Here is a 17,613-nt window from a genome sequence, read left to right as displayed (position 1 = left end):
CATTCGTAAGGAGGTTGATTATGCCTTGGGACGAAGTTGTTGATTTAGATATTGTTCCGATCCATGCCGCTCTGGTCCCGACGACACCGACAGGCGAGATTGTTTTTTTTGAAGGGTTTTTCGGAGAGCAAAGAGGTAGATCCTTTGCCTGGCGTTGCGATCCGCAGGGCAATGATCAGGTCTATGAGCTCCCGGTTGTGATGGACGACGACGAAGGGCGGAGGAATCTTTTCTGCGCCGGTCACGCACATCTTGCCGATGGCCGATGGCTGGTGGTCGGAGGCACGCAAACCGGGGGCGACCGCGACTTTGTTCTTGATCCGCAGGGTGATCCGATCCTGGACGCTGACGGAGATCCGATATGGTGGCACCAGCATGGCCACGGCGGCAGCGGGATAAGGGACACCTGGGCGTTCAAGCCGCGGGCAGGCACTTGGGAAAGTCTTGCGGACATGAATCCGCAACCCAACTCCGATGTTCGGGGTGGGGGGCGGTGGTATCCGACATGCGTGACCCTCGCCAATGGGCGTGTTCTGGCACATGGCGGACATCCGATCGGTCGCGATGCGGACATGATCGACGATTTCCCTTCTCCTGGGGGGCGGCGACACAACAACAACATCCCAGAGGTCTACAATCCGGGTCTGAACAAATGGGTCAATCTGCGCGATTCAGAAGTAGAGACAAATCTGGGGTTGGATGAATACAACCGCGCGCATCTGACCCCATCGGGCCACGTGTTTTTCAGCACAATCAGCAAGGCGCATGGTGACACGCGGCTTTATGATCCATACGCGGGCAAATTCGTGACCTCCGGGTATGGCAACCATCTGGACGAACTTTATGACGATGCCAATTGTTCGGCGGTGACCTCTTCGGTTCTGTTGCCTATCCTGCACGGGGACAACGCGAATATCTGGGTTCTGGTGGCTGGCGCGCAAGCACCCGAGCGTCTGAATCTGGCGTCGTCGTCGCCGCAATGGATTGGTGCCGGCGGGCGCGAGGCGTTTCCGGACGACGATTCACCGCCCCGGCGCAACAACCTGCACGGCATCATCCTGCCCACGGGTCAGGTCTTTTTTGCCTTTGGCGTGCGCAACAACGCCACCGAGATTGAATTTCCGGAAATCTACACTCCCGCCATCGACTGGGAGACGGGGCATTATCAGACCGATGATGACGGTGTCGCGTTGCCCGGTGAATGGGATACCCGCACACAACAGTCAGAGCAATCCCAGCGCCGCCGCGGCTATCATTCCTGTGCTGTCTTGCAACCGGATGGCAGTGTCTGGGCCGGAGGCTCGACCCATCCCGCAAGTGCCGATGACGACACTACGGATGCCGGACAGGCAACCCGTGAGGAGAGTGCCGAGGTCTATCGCCCCAATTACGGCAACAACCGCCCCATCATCAACGCCTCGCCTTTGACCGCCGGCTATGGCGAGCAGATCGGCATCACCATGGACAGCGGCGCTGGTATGCACCGGGTCGCGTTGGTGCGCTGTGGCAGTTTTACCCATGCGTTTGACGGTGATCAGCGCTATGTGACGCTGCCCTTCAACCAGTCCGGTGCGGTAATCACGGCCACTACACCGCTATCGGCCAACGTCGCGCCTCCGGGATATTACCTTCTGTATGTTTTGCGCAACGCTAACACGCCGTGTGAGCAGGGGCGTTTCATTCGGCTGGCGCATCAGGAAACGTACCCTGTGCTGCAGCTAAGCACCTATTCTCTGCTTGCGGTCAAGGCGCTGACCCTGCCGGATAGCGGTGAGACCGAAGCGGTTTTTGCGGATGCGGTCGATCTGTTTTTTGAAGGGTTCCTGCCGCATGAGTTGAACGTGCCCGCCGAGGTGCCCGAGATCTCATTGCGGTTCACGAACGGCGACCCGGATGTGCCGGGCATGCGCCTTGATCTTGTGGCCCAGGACTTTGAGGTTAATGCGACCAATAATCCCGATACCGCCCAGCGGTTTCGTTATGTCTATGACGTGGTGTTCGAGACCGAAGAGGCCTTTGACACATTCGACGACGATCAGGTGCGCTTTGTCGAATTGCGCGCAACTCTGGGCGGGCGCACGATCACGGCCAACCTGACCCTGATGAAACGCGCCAACCCCTTCATGCGCGATGGCAACCCGCACTATCTGAGCGACGATCTGCGCGTCCACAAGGCCTCGGTCGAGGACGTCAACAGCGCGGGCGGTCCACAAGCCTATATTCAGGGGCTGCTTGATGCGTATGAAAACACGCCGATCCTGGATGACAGCGAACAGCATCCCTTTGTTACGCTTGATACGTCGCAAGAGGACAATCCGGTCGTACTGGAAATGCCCGAAGGTGACGATGGTATCTACAATTTCGCCATCGCACGGGTCCGGTTCCTTTCGCTGCCCGGCGAGGATGCGGAAAACGTGAAAGTCTTTTTCCGCATGTTCAACACGGTTGGAACGGCGCTGGAGTTCAACGATAACACCACGTACCGGACCCTTGACGGCACCGCTGGTCGGATCCCCGCATTGGGCAGGGTTGGCCCGAATATCATCTCGATCCCCTTCTTTGGCGGTGACAGGGTGACGCCGGATCAGGCCATGAGCGCGCAGCAGGACAACGTCGTCAATCGGCGCACATTGTTTGCGGCGGGGCCCGAGTTGGTATACCGCTATTTCGGTTGCTGGCTGGATGTAAACGTTCCCGATCCGCAGTTTCCGCCATTCCCCAATGATGATGGGCCTTACGGCGAAGGTGGCTTTTTCATGGACTTGATCGAAGGTGGCGGGCCGAAATCGATCCTTGATCATATCCGGGGCTATCACCAGTGCCTGGTGGCCGAGATATCCTATGACGAAGATCCGACCCAGCCGGGCCAGACACCGGCCACCTCGGATAACCTTTCGCAACGCAACCTGGCCACGGTTCCGGTGGCCAATCCCGGCCTCGAAAGCATCACCCGAACCGCGCAGACTACGATGGATGTCAAACCTTCGGACGCGGACACGGACATCCTGCTTGCAGTGGGCCAGCAGGTGATCGGATCTACCAAGCGCGGTCCGCGACCGGATGAGCTGGTTTTCGAGCGAAACAACTTGCCTGCGGGCACCGTCATTACGTTGTACCTTCCGGATGTGGAGATCGACGAAGTGCTGCAATTGTCGGCGCTGCGGAACGGCCCGCCAACATTGCGGCGTGCGGATGAGCATTCGGTCGAGTTCGAGATTGGTGAGGTCACCTATGTCGCGCTGCCTGGTGGGCGCGACGTGAACATCCCCGGTCTGCTCAGCGTCACCCTGCCACTTGGGATCGTTGCAGGGCAGGTTTATAGGCTATCGGTGAAACAGTATTCAGGGCGAACGCTGCGCTGGGTTGGCGCCTTCGATCTGCGGATACCCGTGGATCACGGTCCCAATCTGCTGGGCGGCGAGAGCCAAAAACTGTCCCTGTTGCGCTACATTTTCGAAACCATGCCTGAGCGTGATCGCTGGTATCCGGTTTTTGAGAGATATCTCTATGAAATTGCTGAACGTGTGCGCGGCTTTGGTGGCAATCCGGACAATGTCGGCCCCTCGCCCCACGGTACGGGCACGGTGCCCGGGGGTGACGGAACCGATGACGACCCACCTAATGGTGGCGGGCATGGTCCAGATACTCCTGGCGGCAAGGATGACGAGGACAGCATGGCATGTTTCGAAGGCAAGATCTGCAAGATCGAGTATGATTGTTTTGGCGATCCCATCGCGGCGGTGCTGAAGGATTGCTGTGGGACGCATCTGCGGCTTTGTATCTCCAACGACCTTGAAGAGCTGGTTCTGATGGTGTGGCAGGACCGTCTGCGGGTGCATGCGTACTACCGGCCCACGGGGGGACCTGGGGGGGCTGTGAACGCAACCTGTCCCTGGTCCGGCAAGCCCGTTCGTGCAGATTCGACGGCGTGGTTCGAGGGTCATAAAGTGGGCTTTTGCAGCACTGAACATCGCGATCGCTTTGAGCGCATACAACATGCGGGCAAGACAGTGAAACATGAGGCTGGCGACAAGCACACAGCCCCGGTCGGCGCCGAGACCTGTCCTTGGTCGGGCCGCCCGGTGCTGCGGGACGCGATTGTGCGCCTGCCATCCGGCTCGGTCGGGTTCTGCTCGCGCGAGCATCACGATCGGTTCCGACTAGCGGTGACGTATTTCCGGGAGATCATGAGCCGTCTCGACGCGGATGGAAATCCGCGACACGGCTCGGCGCATCATGCAAGCGGCGCAGGGGCTGCGACCGGTGACGACGAGAATGCCCATGATCACAGCCACGCAGCCGGTGACACGTCACCAACGGCCGATGCGGGCAGCATCAACAAATCTTGCCCCTGGACTAAGCGCCCCGTTCGATCCGAGGCTTTCACGACCTTCGAAGGGCACGTGGTGGGCTTCAACGTGCCCGACGACCGCGACTCCTTTGAACGCGCGACGAAAATTGCCGAGGCTCATTTCCCGCCAAGGGCAGGAGGGCCGCACGATCATGGCGCGGCGTACGAAGATGTGCATCACCAAGAAACCGAGGCCCCGGTGAATGAAACCTGTCCAATCAGCGGCCACGAAACGCAGCCGGAATACAATGCGCAAGTCGGTGGGAGTACCGTGGCATTTTGCTCTGAGGCGCATCGCGATGAGTGGATCGCCGCAGTCAATTCCTTCCGCACTTGCGCCAAAGCGGACGAAAAGGACTGTGAAGCCACGCTCGTTCGACTGGTATTGGCTTGCTGAACACCCTTTGTCGCGACCGTGTTGCACAGATCATGAATGAGGCGTATTCGCCCTATGCCCAGTCATTTCAGACGACGCGCTCATACTCCGCACGACCGAGAGAAGTCATGCGGTTGAGTGCCTTTGATGCGATTTTCACTTCGGCTATTTGACGGTCGAAGTCACGTGCTTGCAGACGATCACTGAAAACTTGTTTCCATCTGCTGATCTGGGCTTCAATTTGTGATCGTTGGTTGTATCCCGTCTCAATTTGCCAGTTCATTCTGCCATGTTGAGCGATGACATCGATGTGGTGATTGCGCTGTGCATGCGCGCCGTGAACTGCGTTCTTCGGAGGCGGGACAGCGGCCGCCGAGCGGAAAACTACGCATTCTCAGAACTTTGACAGCGCGTCGCGCGCAGGTCGTCGATATGCGCAAATGGCTTGTCATGCAGGTCGCAGCACGTAGAAAACAAGGCGTGGCGGCCGATGTCGAAGGTATGGATAGTGATCTCAAAGCCCTGCTGGACAGCCAAATCCGTGACATCGAACGTCAAATTGAGGTCGCTACCGCTCAGGACGACAGGTCCGCAGCAAAAGCGAAGCTACTCTTATCCGTTCCAGGGATCGGATCAGTTTCTGCGGCGTTACTGATCGCGGAAATGGGTAGTGTCGCAAACTTTCGATTGTCGTTGCGGCTGGCGTCAAGCTGGTCCAAACGGCGGTCATACGGTGACGCTCCAAGATATTCAGACAGAAGACCTGAGCCTTGGCAACCTCACTGCGGACGACTGGAACTCTATCGACGAGGCGAACAGCGCGCTGGTGGGCCAGCTGGAAGCATTGGGAATGTCCATAGCCTGAAGCACAATTGACACTCCACCCGGCCATCCCGCAGGCCGGGTGGAGTTTAGCGGAGTATTTCATTGACTGCGAACGCGGCCCAGGTTTCTCCGGATTGAGTTTTGGTAAGTTGATCGACTATTTCATCGGTTTTAGAGTTGCAGAATCCAACCACCGAAATCTCCGTCAAATTTGTTGAGTGTCGTTCTTGCATCCAGTGGGATTGCTCAGGCATGGAATGGCGGCTTTGCCGAGCAGCACCGCAGCAAACGAATATGGCGGCCAAGGTCCGGAATGGGCCGTCATTGTCCGAACTGGATGGGCGCGAACAGGACATGCTGCGCTTACTCCATTGGCGACTGTGGACATGAGATGACCGATGCAGCGTTGAGCACCGACGTCTACGAACCGAATAATGCCGCCATTGCCGTTAAGGTGTGAAGCCGTCGGCACACCTTTCAGGGGTCTATGAAATGCCCGGTATGGCTTGCAGACCAGGAGCAACAAACTTTGCGCGGGTCCTGATGGTTTGGATTCAGCGGGTTTCAGTCTTCCCCAAGTCCTTTCGCATTTTTATGAGACTGCTCGTCCCGAGAGTCTATCGGAAAACCGGCCAGACGTGCACCCTCGATCAAACGGGCGAACAAGGGTTCGCTATTCAGGTCGGCCCCCCAGAAATCAGACAGGGTGGCAAAGGTTCCGGCCTCGCTAAATGCCGATGCGGCTGCTTCAGCTGCGCTCATGTTTCCCTGCAACGCCTCTGCCGCAGCAAGGATTATTCCGTTTTCCACATCCAACGTTGCGACACGCAGCGCCGCCAGACTTGTTTCAAGATCGTCCGCAAAGAAGGCCGCAATGCCGAGTGACAACCGGTACCAATCCGGGTGGTTCGGGTTCAGTTCGACGGCCCGGCGCCCCCATTCATATGGTAGCGGGCTTTCCGAACCCATCACACCAGCAATCCAGGCAGCCATCGCCAGAATGTCAGCATTGTTTGGTGCCGCATCCACCGCCTGCTTTGCGTAGCGAAAAGCAGTGCGTGGATCGCCGGAAGAGATCTGTTCAGCGCTCATTCGAAGAAGGGCTTCGGGATGGCTGGGATCAATTACATAGGCTTTCCGTCCAAGATCAAAGCTCTCTTGCAACAGCTCTGCGCTCTGCTCAGGTGATGCAGCACCGTGGGATTGGAAGAGCTTCACAATCGAGAACGTGGCGAGCGCAGGCACGTTGTCAGGATCGATGGCCAGGGCTCGGCTGAGATACGCGCTGGCATTGGCAAAGCCCTGTTCCGTGAATTTGTGCTTTTCATCGGCTCCCAGCAGCGTGAGGTGATACGCGTCCAGATTGTTCGTCGTGCGACGCAGCGCAACAGCACGCTCGGACATGGGAAGAACGCCGCTCCATGTGTTGCCCACCGTAGAGCCGATCCTCGCCACGATCTCGTCCTGCACGGCAAAGATATCGTCGGTGCGCCGTGTCCAGCGTTGCGACCAGACGATGGCGCCAGTTACGGCGTCGATCAGGCGCGCCATCACGCGCAGGTTATCGCCTTCGGCCTGCAAGGTGCCATCCAGCACATAACGCACTTTCAGCGCGCGACCGGCGTCGGCGGGCGGCGCAAAAGTATTCAGCGCCGTATCAGGGGCCGTAACATAGAGGGACTTACTGCGTGCCAGTTCATTGGCGATGTCGGCCGAAATACCCCGACCGATCCGCTGCCATCGCGCATCGCCTGTCAGATCTTTCAGTTGCAGAACCGCGATGGCCGGAGTGTTCATCAATCGTAGATCTTCGTCGGTGACAGGGATGCCGGCAATGCGTCCACCTTCTCTGTAGCGGGCGATCGCGGCGGGGCTGAAATCGCCAGAGCTTTCAATGTGCCGGTCTATGGTGAAAGTGCCTCCCTTGAGGTCCTGCAACTCCTGATAAACGTTCCGAGAGAGGTCCATGTCCCCTGACAGGGCGGCGCTTATGGACCGCGTCAACAAGCTTTCCGGGGTCAGGGCCGCATTGGCCAGAACCGCAGTCGCACGCTCAAGGTACCCCGCGTGAAACAGGGCGACACCATGCGCCGAGCTGTACCATTTCGGATGCCTGGGATTAAGCGCAATCGCACGTTCTGTCCATTCGACGGGGGCGTCGCCAAAATCCGCCGAGCCCGAGGCAAGCCAGCCGGCGGTGGCGAGTACATCAGCATTGTTTGGCGCGACCTCCAGAACTGTCTCCAGTGCCCGTGTGGCAGCCTGAAAGTCGCCATTTGTCGCGTACATTGTCGAGCTGAGCAACAGAACATGCGGATCGTTGGGTGAGGCCTCTATCCCGCGCCGCGCAGCATCCATCTGAAGATCAAGAAAGGTTTGTCCGTCTGCTTCGGATTGGGCCAACGAAGCCTTGAATATATAGGTGTATCCAAGCATGGCCCATGCCTTGCCGAAACCCGGGTCCAACTCGAGCGCGCGCTTGAAATAGCCTTCGGCGTTGTCGAGCCCCTCTTGGGTGAAGGCCTTCTTTTCCTCCGCACCAAGGTGGAACAGTTCCCAGGCGGTCAGGTCCTCGGTTGGCCGCAACCTTGCCCTTGCGCGCTGCTGGTCGGCCACGACACTAAACCACGAACTTGCGAGGGCCGTATCGATCCGTGCCAGAATGTCATCCTGCACCTCGAACAGATTTGCCTCCGGTCGGGCCCATCGGTTTGACCAGACAATGCTGCCCGTAGTGGCGTCGGTCAGCCGCGCGGAAATCCTCAGATTGCCCGCGTCAGCCTGCACCGTCCCCGACAGCACAAAGCGGACCCCGAGATCGCGACCGGTCTGCGTGGCATCCGCATCTGCGCCAATGTCGATCGCGGTTTTCGGAGCGGTGACATGAAGCCAGTCATTTCGGGCAAGATCGTCGGCAACATCAGAGGCCAGTGCCCTGCTGAGCAAATCCCATCTGGCATCGCCTGACAGGTTTTCAAATGGCAACACAACAATAGCGGGTCTGTTCATCAGCCGCAGATCTTCGGCGGTGACCGGCAGTCCAAGCTGACGTGCGGCCTCGAACATGTGGTGTTGGTCCGGGCGGCTGGTTTCGGACCCTCCTGCAAATTGTTCGATGGTAAGATACGGGGCCAGTTGGCGGAATTTGCGGGCAGCCGATTGCGCCTCGGGAGAATTGTTGAGATGCACCTGCGCGAGCGCTGTTATCAGCCAGCGCGAGTTGTTCATGGGCGGCGCCCGTTTCATACTCTGTACCGCCAATTCGTAGTCACCGGCACCATAGGCCGCAGCGCCCAGATCGCTGTACCACCATGCGGGAGCCATCGGATTCAGCTCGAGCGCCCGCCGGGTCCATTCCAGCGACTCAGACCCAGGTATGCCCGCAAGGTCACTGTAGCCTGCCGAGATCATCAGCACGTCGGCATTGTTCGGCGCGCGTTCGACAGCGTGCCGCAATGTAGTTCCCGCGATATCCACCTGACCATCAAGCGCGTATGCCCGCGCAAGGTTCCAGAGTACATTTGGATTATTCGGATCGATGGCGTGGGCGCGATAGGCAGAATCCTGGCTTGCCTCGATCCAACTCTTGGCTTCGTCGCCCTCCACATAATCCGCCCGCACGAATTGCGCGACCGACAGCGTGACCAGCGCCCCGGCAAAGTTCGGATCGATTTCGACCGCAGCCTCCAGATGCGCGATCGTGTCTGCGATCTCGTCCGGGTTCCACCTATGAAGCTGCTCGTAGGCGAGCAGATAGTGCTCGTACGCATCGAGATCGTCGGTGAGTTTGCGTTTGGCCCGTTTCAGCTCGGCCCGTGCAACCGCGCCGGAATAGGTGCTGGCGAGGCTTGCCCCGATCCGGGCGACGATGTGATCCTGTACCGCAAAAATATTGTCCTGCGGTTCCGTCCAGATTTCAGACCAGAGAATCTCATGGGTCGTGGCGTCCGTTAGATGGGAAGAGATCCGGATTTCGTCGCCCTCTGCCTGAATGGTCCCGCCGAGCGCAAATCGCACATCGAGAACGGGGCTTGGCGTGGGCAAGCCGCCGGCCACGTTCCGCAGCGACTCCGGAACAGTGACGTAGAGCCAGTCATTCAGTGAGAGTTCGCTCGCAATGTCCATAGCCAGCCCGCGCCCGAGACGTATCCACCGTTCATCGGCTTCGACGGATTCAAACGGCAGCACCGCGATAGAAGGCCCGGAGCGCGCCACCTGCGGTGCGATCAGGGTCTAAAAGAGCGGCGAGTCATCCTTGGGCGGGGTTCTGAATTGCCAAACCACGAACAGAGCAACGGCAAGGCAGGCCATACCCGCCGCGAGCCAGGTCAAGGCTTTCATAGCTGTGTGTGAACGCGCCACCGTTTCGACCACCTGCAACCGATACCCTCGCTTGGGAACCGTCTGCACAATCAACCGATTGCTGTCCCCGATGGCCCGCCGGATATCAGCGATACATTGCGTCAGGCTGTCATCGGTCACGTTCAGATCTTTCCAGACCGCCTTGATCAGATCGTCCTTGGAAACCACTTCGCCGGGGTTGGATGCGAGCGCGTGCAGAACGCCCAAAGACTGGGGACGCAAAGAAACCGGCGCATCATCAGGCCCGAGAATCGCTCTGCGATCCGGATCATACCGCACCTCACCCAAGGCAATGAGACCGGTCGGCAAGGTCATGGCGCATTGCTCCGATATGGCGCGTTCGATCCGGGTTGCCCTCGCGCGGCGTTCGAACACTGCCATGGGACCTGCATATTCACGGCATCGGAGGTCAATCCGCCAAAGTAACTTAAGTGTTTAAATTCAAAAACTATTATCAAGACTCAAGCCTGCGTATCAGAAATCTTCAGAGAATTTCATCTCGAATTTCAAGACCGATCACCCCGGCCCGTGTTTGCTGAATGACAAGGGCAGACGGTCAAGAGGGGACCACCAATGAACGGGCTTGCCACAGCAACAATCGCGTGGATCGCCGCGAACTCTACTTACGATACTACAGATAGGCCGATTCCCGAAATCGCCTTGCTGACGTCCGAGGAAGCGACTGCCGAAGCTTTGGCGCTTGGCAGGCCTGGCCGCTGGGCGGCGAATGGCCACACCAGCGCAAGGTTGAAACCCGACACCCAACCGGAACCTCCTGCCGCGCTCCCGCACCCGCTGCCGGACGGATCAAACCCCGCGAATTGATGAATTGATGAAAGGACCTCTCCCATGACATTGAAACTTCACCTGTTCGCCGCCACCTTCATCGCCTGTATATCCATTGGCGCAAGCGCCGCGATTTCAGCAGAAAGTATCCATCTCAAAGCACAACTGGCAGGCGCGTCTTTGCGCGCCGGTGATATCGACATGGTGGTCTATTACGTGGATCACGGAGACCATTTCGAAGTGGTAGCGACCTATGCGCTGAACAATGACCCATACGAGCCTGCCCGGCTGCGCATGGGACTGTCGGACGGCGACAGCGTCTCGTTTGGATTACCCGGGCAGACTGGTTATCTCTACCGTTTCTCACGGGATGGCAGCTCCGTCGCCGTCATCGCTGAGCCATCGCCTGCCATTCAATCCCGTGTTGAACATGCCTTTGCCGACTAGAGGCATAGGCCAAATCTGGCGCGAGAAGCTTTTTGGGCCAGATATGCGTGATCTTCGACGGTCGCCGTCTTGAAGCAAGCCTGACGAGAGTATTGAAGCACATTTGGGCTTGCCGATGAAATACCGAATTTGAAGTGGAGTGAGTTGAGATGATCGAACTTGCGTTTATTGCCTGCCTCGCGGCTGCGCCCACATCGTGCCGGAATGAAAGCCTGCTATTCGTTGACATCCCACTCATGGTCTGCATGCGTCACGGGCAACTCGAACTGGCGTCTTGGACTCAGAAGCATCCGGGATGGATTGTACAGAAATGGTCCTGCCGAACCTACGATCCGACGCGAACCGAAGCCTAATATGCTCCAACCCAAACAACGATAGCCCGTCTGATATCCCGCCGCAGTTGCGGATCTTTAAATTCAACGGCGGCAATATCCCGCAGACTGAGAGTTCAGCTGGCTTTCGATTTTGCGCGCGCAGCGAACGGCAGGTTCGACGGGCCGCACTGCAGCGTTCCGAAGACACAACGAAGGTCCGCATTGGGCCGAGCTCTACAGCAACTCGCAACGATCGACCTACTCGTGGGTGCGAAGTTTCTTTGGATCGTAGATGGGGCTTGCTGCGATGGTTGCTTGCGTGTTCAGGCCCTCGCCTGCCAAGGAGAGCGCCGTTCCAACAGCCAGTCCTGGAACAACATGCGCAAGGGCAAGGGATTTGCCCATCCGGTGTGAGTAGCAGGGGCTGTTGATCACGCCGACAGTTTGGCCGCCCAGCGAAAGCGTTTCACCACCGGCGACCATGTCGGGGTGATCTATATCCAGGCACACATTGTCGATCTTCTCCTTTCCCTTCGCAGCAAGGGCAGCCGCTTTGCCGCGATAGTCGGCCTTGGTGCTGCTGACGGTGAACCCAAGGCCGACCTCCCATGGGGTGTTGTCCTCGGTCATGTCATAGCCGTAAAACAAGAGCCCGGCTTCGATCCGCACCTTGTCCAGTGCGGTAAACGAACAGGGCATAACACCCTCCTGCACGAGCTTGTCCCAGATATCTGTAATCACTGTTCCATCTGCGAAAATCTCATAACCGCGTTCGCCGGAATAACCCGTGCGGGAGATGCGGCACGGATGGCCGAACAGAACCGCTGGCGCGTGTTCGAAATAGGCCAGTTCGTCCAGGTCGATATCCGTGTGGGCATTCAGGATCTCCAGAGAAGCAGGCCCCTGCACTGAAAGGTCATGCAGATAGTCGGTAAAGTCGATCTGAACGTCACGCCCTGCCGCCGAGGCTTCCAGCAGCGCCATGGTGTCGCCGGAGCCGTGCACGATCATCCATTCGTCGCCGCCATTGTTCGAGACAATGGCATCGTCGGCGATCCCGCCTTCATCGGTCAGAACGCAAAGGTAGGCTGCCTTACCCGGTCCGACTTTGGTCAGATCGCGCGTGGTCAGATGATCCAGCACCACCTGGGCATCGAGGCCTCGAACGAACACTTTCTTCAGGGGAGACATGTCGAACATACCGGCCCGTTAACGGACCGCATCGTGCTCATCATTGGGATCGGAGTTATAGGTCCAGGCCGTGCCCATGCCGTTCCAGTCCTCCAACCCGGAACCAAGCGCGGTGTGGCGCGAAGCAAGGGCGGATGTGCGGCTAAGCTCTTCGGTCATGGGTCTTCCTTTCTAGTACCATTCGTCCGGCATCCGTGCCTTGCGTTCAGACACGAAGTCTTCAAGCGCTACTTTTGTGCCGGGGTTCATTTCGGGCTGTTGATAGTCGTCCAGCATCTGGCGCCACCGCACCGTGGCGCGTTGGTCTGACGTGAGCGCGCCGTTCTCCGTCCAAGTCTCGAAAGGACCGGCATCCGGGATTTGCGGTTCAAAATTCGCCAATCTGTAGTGGCGCAGCGTGTGGCTGGTGGAGAGGAAATTCTCGCCCGGGCCGGTTTCGAGATAGGCATCGCGGCCGAAGGCTTCGTCGTCGACGTCAAAACCTTGCAAAAGTTTCAGCATCGCGCCGCAGTGATCGACGTCCATGATGAACTTCTCGTAGGACATGACCAATCCACCTTCGAGCCAGCCCGCTGCGTGCCAGACTTGATGTGCGCCAGACAGAAGTGTCGACCACATCGCGCCAGTGCTGTCCTGCATCGCTTGCCCATCCGGCGCGTTGGAAGCTGTGATGTGCCCGCCGCCCGAGCGCACCGGAACACCAAGTCTGCGCCCCAGTTGCGACAACGCCATGGTGACTATGTTTGCTTCTGCCGATCCGAAGGTCAGTGCGCCCGTGCGCAGGTTCATGCTGGTATGAAACGACCCCATGACAACCGGGCAACCGGGGCGGACAAGCTGTACCAGGGCGATGCCGACCATGGCTTCGGCCAGCGTTTGGGCTGCCACTGCCGCAGGCGAGAGCGGCCCCATGGCCCCAGCGAAAATCGCCGGAGAAACGCACACGCACTGGTTTGCTTTGGCATAGATATGGAGCGCGGAGGACATGGTGTCATCGAACACAAGCGGAGAGTTGACGTTGATATTGGCCTGCATCACGGCGTTGCGTTCCATGAAATCGCGCCCAAAGACCAATCGCGCCATTTCGATACTGTCCAGCGCGCGGTCTGGCGCGGTGACCGATCCCATAAAGGGCTTGGTCGACAGGGTGAGGTGGGCCAACACCATATCCAGATGCCGCTTGTTCACGGGTATATCTGTCGGTTCAACTATGGTTCCGCCAGAATGATGCAGGGCAGGGGAGCTGTAAGTGAGCTTTACAAAGTTCCGGAAATCTTCGAGCGTCGCGTACCGCCGACCATTGGTCAGATCGGTGACAAAGGGCGACCCATATCCCGGCATTAGAACTATATTCTCGCCACCGAGTGTCACAGTTCTGGTGGGATCCCGACTGTGTAATGTGAACTCGGACGGTGCCGTGTTGCAAAGTGCGCGCACATGGCCCGGTTCAAAACGGACGCGCTCCCCGTTGACACGGGCGCCGGACGCGGCAAACAATTCGAGCGCTTCATGATCGCTCCGGAATTCGACGCCTATCTTGCTCAGAATCCAGTCCGCCTGATCTTCGATCCGCGCCAAAGCCGCATCGTTCAGCATCGTGTATGCAGGAATCCTTCGCGTCGTGAGTGGAGCGTGTGCGGACACCGTGTCACCATATGACGGTCGATCACGACGGGATCGGCTGCGGCGCGCTGCCGGTTTCGAGGTGTCAGTGGTGGCGTTCAAAGCACCCAAACGCGAAACTCCGATTCACTTGTTCACTGAAACGATTGGCGTTTTCTGCCCGGTCGGAAATCGAAATTTTCTGGCCATCGCGTTCAAAAATTTTGTACTAGTTTGATATGCGCCGACACTTTCGCCATCATGACCTGCTTAGGTTGTTCGCCGAGATCGCCCGGCATTCCAGTTTTTCGGACGCAGCTGCAGCGCTGAACATGACCAAGGGTGCGATCAGCTATCAGATCAAGACGCTTGAAGCTGTTCTGGGGATGGCCCTGTTCCGCCGCACGACACGCGGCGTTACCCTGACGGATGAAGGGTTAAGGCTTCTGGCGGCGTGCCAGACCCGTTATCAGGAAATCGAAGCTGATATTCAGGAGATGAAGGGGCGCGTATCGCGATCCCTGACCGTTGGAGTGTCGACCTATTTCGCGGCGCGATGGCTGTCCCCGCGCCTGATGACCTTTATGCAGCGCCACCCGGACGTGCAACTACGCATTCAGCCGATGATCCAGTTTTCTGAGCAGGAAATGCAGCATGTTGATCTGGCGATCAGGTGGGGGAATGGAGATTGGCGGGAAGGCGTGGTGACCCCCATTATGTCATTGCCGCCCTATCCCGTCGGGAACTCTTCTATGGCGCAAAAAGTTGAGGCGTTGGGAATGGGCGTTGCGATATCACAGCTCACATTGCTCAGAGACCGGGACGACAGCAATGCTTGGTCCGATTGGCTGACCGCCGCAAGTCTGCCCCAGCAGACGCGTCAAGATGTGTTGATCGTCCCCGACCCCAATGTTCGCGTGCAGGCTGTCATCGACGGACAGGGGATTGCCTTGATGGATGACCTTGTGTCCGCCGACCTAGGGGCGCAACTGCTGTTCCGGTTGTCTGATATTGAACTACCCGACTACGGATACTTTCTGGTTCAACTGAACGGCACCGTTGCAACGGACGCCGTGGCCGCCTTCTCGGAATGGCTGAGAGCACAATCCTGACCACATTCGACTTGAAAGTCATAGGCTCTATATTTATACGCCGTATAAATTAGAACCCACGGAGACACCGATATGACAACCGGGCACATCATGATGGCCATGAGCCTCGATGGGTTTGTTGCGAGACCCGACCACGCGCTTGACTGGCTGAACAAGCAAACGACGCAGAACGAAGATCACGGCTTTGTCGCGTTTCAGGACCGGATGGATGTGATCGTCATGGGGTCGGGATCGTTTCGCACGGTTGTGGGATTCGGGGAGTGGCCATACACCATTCCCTGCATCGTGTTGAGCCGCACATTGACTGAAAGTGACATTCCCGAGGATCTGCGCGGCAAGGTCGAAGTTTCAACACTTGAGCCCAAAGCCCTGTTGGACTCGTTGGAGAAGCGCGGTTTGAAACAGGCATATGTCGATGGCGGCGCGATTATTCGGTCCTTTATCCAGGCGGGGCTTATCGAAGACATGAAAATATCCATCGTGCCGATCCTTCTTGGCGAAGGCATCCGGATATTTGGCTCCAATGACACGGACATTGATCTGGAGCTGGTGTCATCGACCGCTTTCCCGTCCGGGCTGGTGGACCTTGAATACAAGGTGAAACGGTGACCAAGGTTGCGTCCGTTGGGCGACCGATAAAATCGTCTCAACACCTGTCAAAGCAAGTGATCTTGAGAACTGCGCTGCCAATCGTTCAGAAAAGCGGTGTCGATGCGCTGTCATTCCGTGTGCTTGCCGATCAGTTGGGCGTTAGCCCGATGGCAGTCACCTATCACGTCGGCAACAAGAAACAGCTTTTGACCGATCTGGTGGAGCTTGCCTTCAAGGGGGTCGCAGACGACATCGAACAGAGGTCCCCGGTCAAACGGGCCCGCAGCATACTGGCGGCCTACTACGGGTATGCGTTGAAGAACGCCAATCTGCTGCGCGCGATCTTGAATGATGTGACGCTCATGAGCGCGGACCTCGCCCGTGTGGCGGCGGAACTAAAGTCCAGCACGGACCAGCTGAAGAACAGCGACGGTGGCAATGTCCTGGTTCACCTCCTGATCGATTATGCTCATGGCTTCGTACTTTCGGTCTCCAGCGGAGAAGACAATCCCCTGACAATCGACGACTTTCTGCGCGGCGTTGACTGGATTCTGGATCAGGCGGTCGGAAGGAACGAGGCGATCTGAGATGAAGAATTTCCTGATCTGCGCGGCGAGTTAGAACAACCTCAGTTGAGATCTTCCGCAACAACTAATTGTGGTGTTCACGGGCACGTACGAGACCGGAAAGACGTTGCTGGTGTTGTCACGTTAACTGTCGCTCGGTTGCTCATGGCCGTGATTGGACGTAGGTGACATCGATGAAGTCATCATCGATCTGCTACAAGCGCCACCGATTTCCTCCTCAGATCATCGCGCACGCGGTGTGGCTATACGTTCGCTTCAATCTGAGCCTGCGGGAAGTTGAAGAGATGCTGCTGCAGCGAGGGATCGATACCTCTTACGAAACCGTCCGGCGTTGGGTCATCAAGTTCGGGCCGCTCGTCGCGCGAAACCTGCGGCAGGGTCAGGGTCGTCCAGGTGATGTCTGGCATCTGGATGAAGTTGCCGTGAAAATTGCAGGTCGCAAGTATTGGCTTTGGCGGGCAGTCGATCAGCATGGCGTCGTGCTGGACGAAATCCTCCAGTCGAAACGGGACAAACGGGCGGCAAAACGGCTGTTGCGCCGCCTGATAAAGCGCCTTGGTTTCATTCCTAAGCGGACCATCACGGACAAACTGCGGTCCTATGGTGCCGCCAAGCGAGAGGTCGCGCCGGGGTTGGATCATTGGTCTCACAAGGGCTTGAACAATCGAGCCGAGAACAGCCATCTTCCATTTCGAAAGCGGGAACGGACGATGCAAGGCCACCGCTCTCCAGGAGGGTTGCAAAGGTTCGTGGCGACCCACTCAGCCATCCGCAATTGCTTCAGCGTCCCCGCCCGCCGCCGTTCAGCCTTAACAATTCGATATCACCGCCTCGAAGCATTTGACGCCTGGAATGCTGCCACTCAAGCCGCTTGAAAACCGCGAAACAGCACTTCTTTGTGGACTGGGCGTTAACGTGACAACGCCCGCTCGTGGCTTAGGACTTCCCGCATCGGTCTGAACCCCATAGAGTGGTGGCGCCCGCATGTGACGCCGGGAGGTCCGCGCTGCCAATCCCGGATGCTACGGTCCCGCCTTTAAGGACAGAAATGATGGCATCAGAAACCACT

Annotated in this window: 13 protein-coding genes and 1 pseudogene; 8 read left to right on the top strand and 6 right to left on the bottom strand. The window is 58.0% G+C overall.

Annotation, left to right across the window (positions count from 1 at the left end):
- The first annotated feature begins 20 nt into the window (after window positions 1–20).
- Window positions 21–4,748 carry a galactose oxidase early set domain-containing protein gene (locus AB1E33_RS28875; RefSeq protein WP_372580676.1) on the top strand — a complete coding sequence of 1,576 codons (4,728 nt, stop codon included), beginning with the start codon at window positions 21–23 and terminating at the stop codon, window positions 4,746–4,748.
- Window positions 4,749–4,815: 67 nt separating this feature from the next.
- On the opposite strand, the gene AB1E33_RS28870 is transcribed toward AB1E33_RS28875, so the two are convergent.
- Window positions 4,816–5,010, bottom strand: a complete 195-nt coding sequence (locus tag AB1E33_RS28870; protein ID WP_372580675.1) for a hypothetical protein — start codon at window positions 5,008–5,010, stop codon at window positions 4,816–4,818.
- 149 nt (window positions 5,011–5,159) lie between these two features.
- On the opposite strand from AB1E33_RS28870, the pseudogene AB1E33_RS28865 reads away from it, so the two are divergent.
- Window positions 5,160–5,423 (top strand): annotated as a pseudogene (locus tag AB1E33_RS28865) (transposase); the annotation flags it as partial.
- Between the two features lie 37 nt (window positions 5,424–5,460).
- Complete coding sequence (locus AB1E33_RS28860; protein ID WP_372580689.1) at window positions 5,461–5,592, top strand: hypothetical protein; 132 nt, start codon at window positions 5,461–5,463, stop codon at window positions 5,590–5,592.
- 524 nt (window positions 5,593–6,116) lie between these two features.
- Here the strand turns inward: AB1E33_RS28860 and AB1E33_RS28855 are convergent.
- Together AB1E33_RS28855 and AB1E33_RS28850 are read right to left on the bottom strand one after the other, a co-directional pair.
- Window positions 6,117–9,677, bottom strand: coding sequence for a hypothetical protein (locus AB1E33_RS28855; RefSeq protein ID WP_372580674.1), 3,561 nt, complete (start codon window positions 9,675–9,677; stop codon window positions 6,117–6,119).
- Window positions 9,678–9,785: 108 nt separating this feature from the next.
- Window positions 9,786–10,295, bottom strand: a complete 510-nt coding sequence (locus tag AB1E33_RS28850; protein WP_372580673.1) for a winged helix-turn-helix domain-containing protein — start codon at window positions 10,293–10,295, stop codon at window positions 9,786–9,788.
- Window positions 10,296–10,763: 468 nt separating this feature from the next.
- Between AB1E33_RS28850 and AB1E33_RS28845 the strand changes: the two genes are divergently transcribed.
- Entirely contained in the window at window positions 10,764–11,147 is a 384-nt protein-coding gene (locus AB1E33_RS28845; protein ID WP_372580672.1) for a hypothetical protein, read from the top strand.
- 572 nt (window positions 11,148–11,719) lie between these two features.
- On the opposite strand, the gene AB1E33_RS28840 is transcribed toward AB1E33_RS28845, so the two are convergent.
- The 3 genes from AB1E33_RS28840 to AB1E33_RS28830 are packed head-to-tail and all read right to left on the bottom strand — an operon-like array spanning window position 11,720 to window position 14,377.
- Window positions 11,720–12,661, bottom strand: coding sequence for an aminomethyl transferase family protein (locus tag AB1E33_RS28840; protein WP_372580671.1), 942 nt, complete (start codon window positions 12,659–12,661; stop codon window positions 11,720–11,722).
- Window positions 12,662–12,670: 9 nt separating this feature from the next.
- On the bottom strand, window positions 12,671–12,811 hold the full coding sequence (locus tag AB1E33_RS28835) for a hypothetical protein (protein WP_372580670.1): 141 nt from the start codon (window positions 12,809–12,811) through the stop codon (window positions 12,671–12,673).
- Between the two features lie 12 nt (window positions 12,812–12,823).
- Window positions 12,824–14,377, bottom strand: coding sequence for a trimethylamine methyltransferase family protein (locus AB1E33_RS28830; protein ID WP_372580688.1), 1,554 nt, complete (start codon window positions 14,375–14,377; stop codon window positions 12,824–12,826).
- 152 nt (window positions 14,378–14,529) lie between these two features.
- On the opposite strand from AB1E33_RS28830, the gene AB1E33_RS28825 reads away from it, so the two are divergent.
- From AB1E33_RS28825 to AB1E33_RS28810, 4 genes are all read left to right on the top strand, one after another.
- A complete protein-coding gene (locus tag AB1E33_RS28825) occupies window positions 14,530–15,366 on the top strand; it encodes a LysR substrate-binding domain-containing protein (RefSeq protein WP_372580669.1) in 837 nt (278 codons plus the stop codon).
- 72 nt (window positions 15,367–15,438) lie between these two features.
- Complete coding sequence (locus tag AB1E33_RS28820; protein ID WP_372580668.1) at window positions 15,439–15,975, top strand: dihydrofolate reductase family protein; 537 nt, start codon at window positions 15,439–15,441, stop codon at window positions 15,973–15,975.
- A 62-nt stretch (window positions 15,976–16,037) separates the two neighbouring features.
- On the top strand, window positions 16,038–16,544 hold the full coding sequence (locus AB1E33_RS28815; protein WP_372580667.1) for a TetR/AcrR family transcriptional regulator: 507 nt from the start codon (window positions 16,038–16,040) through the stop codon (window positions 16,542–16,544).
- 173 nt (window positions 16,545–16,717) lie between these two features.
- Entirely contained in the window at window positions 16,718–17,419 is a 702-nt protein-coding gene (locus AB1E33_RS28810; RefSeq protein ID WP_372580666.1) for an IS6 family transposase, read from the top strand.
- Window positions 17,420–17,613: the final 194 nt, after the last annotated feature.

This window comes from Ruegeria hyattellae (assembly GCF_041537925.1).
In the GTDB taxonomy this organism is placed as follows: domain Bacteria; phylum Pseudomonadota; class Alphaproteobacteria; order Rhodobacterales; family Rhodobacteraceae; genus Ruegeria_C.
The sequence above is the reverse complement of the archived record's forward strand: the minus strand, read 5'-3'. Positions and strand labels throughout refer to the sequence as shown.

Bases quoted from the DNA above. Each gene is read 5' to 3' on its own strand.
- AB1E33_RS28875 (WP_372580676.1), top strand. From the start codon at position 21: ATGCCTTGGGACGAAGTTGTTGATTTAGATATTGTTCCGATCCATGCC.
- AB1E33_RS28870 (WP_372580675.1), bottom strand. From the start codon at position 5,010: ATGAACTGGCAAATTGAGACGGGATACAACCAACGATCACAAATTGAA.
- AB1E33_RS28855 (WP_372580674.1), bottom strand. From the start codon at position 9,677: ATGGACATTGCGAGCGAACTCTCACTGAATGACTGGCTCTACGTCACT.
- AB1E33_RS28850 (WP_372580673.1), bottom strand. From the start codon at position 10,295: ATGGCAGTGTTCGAACGCCGCGCGAGGGCAACCCGGATCGAACGCGCC.
- AB1E33_RS28845 (WP_372580672.1), top strand. From the start codon at position 10,764: ATGACATTGAAACTTCACCTGTTCGCCGCCACCTTCATCGCCTGTATA.
- AB1E33_RS28840 (WP_372580671.1), bottom strand. From the start codon at position 12,661: ATGTTCGACATGTCTCCCCTGAAGAAAGTGTTCGTTCGAGGCCTCGAT.
- AB1E33_RS28835 (WP_372580670.1), bottom strand. From the start codon at position 12,811: ATGACCGAAGAGCTTAGCCGCACATCCGCCCTTGCTTCGCGCCACACC.
- AB1E33_RS28820 (WP_372580668.1), top strand. From the start codon at position 15,439: ATGACAACCGGGCACATCATGATGGCCATGAGCCTCGATGGGTTTGTT.
- AB1E33_RS28810 (WP_372580666.1), top strand. From the start codon at position 16,718: ATGAAGTCATCATCGATCTGCTACAAGCGCCACCGATTTCCTCCTCAG.